Raw genomic sequence first — 417 nt, 5'->3', positions numbered from 1 at the left:
GGAGCGTTCAACACCAACTTCAACAAATATTCTGCTATTAATATTGTAGACAGGCAAAACCTCGACAGGATTCTGACGCAACAACAGGAATCAACATCCGGTAATTATTCTGAAAGCAGTTACATCAGCATAGGCAAGCTCGCCAACGCCCGTTACATTCTCATAGGCACGATTACAAAAGCGCCAAACGGTTCGTTTATGGCTGAGTTTTCAGTGTCTGACGTGGAGGCGGGCAAACGCGTCGCCTCTTACGGGCCTAAACCATACTCGCTTTCCGCGCTGGAAAATCTGTCCGCCATACAGGAAGCGTCCGCCGACTTGCTAGACCAGTTGGGCGTGAAACTTACTGACGCTGGGAAACGGTCAATGACCTCTGCGGCGGACGACAAGCAGATACAGGCGGAAACAGCCCTGTCC

Annotated in this window: 1 protein-coding gene; it reads left to right on the top strand. The window is 50.8% G+C overall.

Going from position 1 to position 417, the window contains the following annotated elements:
• Positions 1-417, top strand: a 417-nt coding sequence (locus ACYVRH_RS14775; protein WP_461257617.1) for a hypothetical protein, incomplete at both ends; no start/stop codon positions are given.

The sequence above is a fragment of the Treponema sp. R80B11-R83G3 genome (assembly GCF_054786115.1).
This window is presented reverse-complemented; position numbering and strand designations above follow the sequence as displayed.